This window comes from Halomonas sp. IOP_31 (assembly GCF_021151495.1).
Classification (GTDB): Bacteria; Pseudomonadota; Gammaproteobacteria; order Pseudomonadales; family Halomonadaceae; genus Modicisalibacter; species Modicisalibacter zincidurans.
This window is the reverse complement of record NZ_JAIRBP010000069.1, coordinates 1-2,567: the sequence shown is the minus strand read 5'-3', so window position 1 is coordinate 2,567 and position 2,567 is coordinate 1. Positions and strand designations below refer to the sequence as shown.

Annotated in this window: 2 protein-coding genes; one reads left to right on the top strand and one right to left on the bottom strand. The window is 64.3% G+C overall.

The window, feature by feature from the left end; all coding sequences use genetic code 11:
• Positions 1 to 632 precede the first annotated feature (632 nt).
• Complete coding sequence (locus tag K7I12_RS17255) at positions 633 to 1,499, top strand: sirohydrochlorin chelatase (RefSeq protein WP_031384112.1); 867 nt, start codon at positions 633 to 635, stop codon at positions 1,497 to 1,499.
• Between the two features lie 150 nt (positions 1,500 to 1,649).
• Here the strand turns inward: K7I12_RS17255 and K7I12_RS17250 are convergent, their stop codons facing one another.
• On the bottom strand, positions 1,650 to 2,243 hold the full coding sequence (locus tag K7I12_RS17250; RefSeq protein WP_231664797.1) for an inorganic diphosphatase: 594 nt from the start codon (positions 2,241 to 2,243) through the stop codon (positions 1,650 to 1,652).
• Positions 2,244 to 2,567 lie beyond the last annotated feature (324 nt).

Below are 2,567 nucleotides of genomic sequence, written 5' to 3'. Positions count from 1 at the left end.
TGGTCCATCGTGCCGCCGTGGTAGTCCACAAGGCCCGTCAGATCATCCTCGATGTCGGGCAGGACATTGGCCGCATGAGGGTGTTGAACACCCTGCGGAGCCGGCTGCGTTACCCGCGAGGATCGCCCTGCTGATCGCCTGTGGGGGAATGTCACTTGGAAGAGGGCTGATGGTCACCAGCAGCCAGCATCGCCATGCCCGGCGGGTAGAAATGCATGACAAAACGGATCATCGTCGCCGGCCGACGCGGCAATGGTTGGCCATCGCAGACATGCGTTCGGCGATTGAGACGGGATCGGAGGTCAAAAAATGCTCGCTGGCGGTGACAGGGAAAGTGCCGATGCCGGCTTCACGGATTCACGGATTCAGGAATACTATTGCTAGTATTTTTCCCCGCCCTATCGACTTGGCTCCCTGATTTTTTCCGATGAGCTGATACCTACGAGTCCTGCATGCCCTGATCAGGGCCCAGGCTGCCGGAGATGGTAATCTAAGCTGGGAGTCAACTGGGCCGGCATTCTCCGGCAGGCGCCACGCCTTCCAAGACCAAGGCCGCGCGCCGCGATGCGACTTGACTGCCACCCGTGGCGGTAGTGTGATGAGGCCCTCTGTCATATCGCCCCGAGGCCTCAATGCGAAAGATTCTGCTCGTCGACAACGGCTCGCTGCGCCCCCAGGCCACGCTCAACCTGCGTCGCCTTGCACATGCCCTGAGCCAGGCCACCGGCGAGGCGGTCGAGGCCACGTCGCTGCTGCATTCGTACAAGATCCCCCCGGAGGAGCTCGGCGGCCACAAGGCCGTGACACTGGGGCCGCTGGCCGAACGGGCCGCCGCCCAGGGCGTGACCGAGCTGGTCATTCTGCCGTTCTTCTTCGGCCCCAGCCGGGCGTTGACCACTTATATGCCGGAGCGCCTGGCCGAGGTACAGGCCAACTACCCGCAACTCGGCGTCAAGGTCGCCCTGCCGCTGGTCGACAGCCAGGCAACGCCGGATCTGCGCCTGGCGCAGCTGTTGGCGGGCAATGTGCGCGAGCGCCTGGCGGGGCTGACGCACCCCAGGGTGGTGCTGGTCGATCACGGCAGCCCGATCCCCGAGGTCACGGCGGTGCGCAACTATCTGGCCGGCCAGTTGAGCGCGCTGCTCGCCGATGAAGCCGGCTGCGTGACATTCGCCTCGATGGAGCGGCGCGAAGGCGAGGCCTACCGCTTCAACGAACCACTGCTGGAAGACCTGCTGGCCTCGCCGGCGCTGGCCGGCAGCGAGGTAATCCTGGCCATGCTGTTCCTGTCGCCGGGCCGCCACGCCGGCGAAGGCGGCGACATCGCGGAAATCTGCGAGCAGGCGATGGCGCGCTCCCCCGGCCTGAGCGTCACCCCGACGCGGCTGGTGGGCGAGAACGACGCCATCGTCGACATTCTCGCCAGCCGCCTGCACCAGGCGCTTGCCGGCGAGCCGCTGCTGCTGGCGATGCCGTCTAAAGGCGCCGCCACCCCCTGATACCATCGCATTATTCAAGCCATTGGCCGGTACACCGGCCAATGCGTTCACCGCCTATTGCTCGCTACGCTCGTTGCGCTCATTACTTGCGCTACTGGCCACGGCCGCCCGCTGGGCCACTGGGCGCGGGCGGCCGACGGGGTTCGGTGGTTATTGGGCGCTACGGTAGTCGTTCAGGGCACCGGAGACGATGTCGCGCGCTTCGCTGGCGTCGCCAAAGCCATTGAGTTCGATGTTGCCGCCGTCGGGCAGATTCTTGTAGACGCGGAAGAAGGCGTTCAATCGCTCTACGTCCATTTTCGGCAGGTCGTCCATCTCGTCGATGTCGGCGTAGGTGGGGTCCACGTCGTCGGCCGGTACGGCGATGATCTTGTCGTCGCTCTCCCCGTCATCGATCATGCGCAGCACCCCGATGGCCTTGGCCTTGATGACCGCGCCCGGGTAAATGGCATCACGGGTCAGCACCAGGGCATCGAGCGGGTCGCCGTCTCCACCCGCCGAGCTGGTGATGGAGCCGTAATTGGCCGGGTAACGCACCGGCATCGAGACGTAGCGATCGACGATCAGCTGGCCGTTCTCGGTATTGATCTCGTACTTGGTAAAGCTGCCAGCAGGGATTTCGTTGACCACATGAAAGGTTGCCGGGGCGTCCTCGGTCTGCGGGTAGTCGAACACATTTTGGGCCTGGGCGGTGGCGGATGCCAGCAGGCTACCGGCGATCAATGTCATTGCGAGTGATTTCAAGTCGAATCTCCTGAGTCTGGGGCGAGGCCCTGAGGCTAGGAGATTTCCATGACAGCCCCATGACAGCCGCCACAGCTACAGCCGAGTCGCTGGCTCGGCGCCCGGCTCACAGCACGAGCGCGAGCATTGCCGCTCGCAGGTCCCAGGCGCCCGCTTGTCGCTCATCGGGTAAGCTGTCATCGTCGGTCGGATCGACTACCCAGCGACCATAAGGACAGTGCCCCGTGTTCATCGCCATGAATCGTTTCCGGGTGAATCCCGAGAGAGTTGATGAGTTCGAACAGATATGGCTCGAGCGGGAGACCCACCTGCAGGGCCTGCCCG

What these genes read in the sequence shown, in the direction of transcription:
- K7I12_RS17255 (WP_031384112.1), top strand. Translation starts at nt 633, where the DNA reads ATGCGAAAGATTCTGCTCGTCGACAACGGCTCGCTGCGCCCCCAGGCC.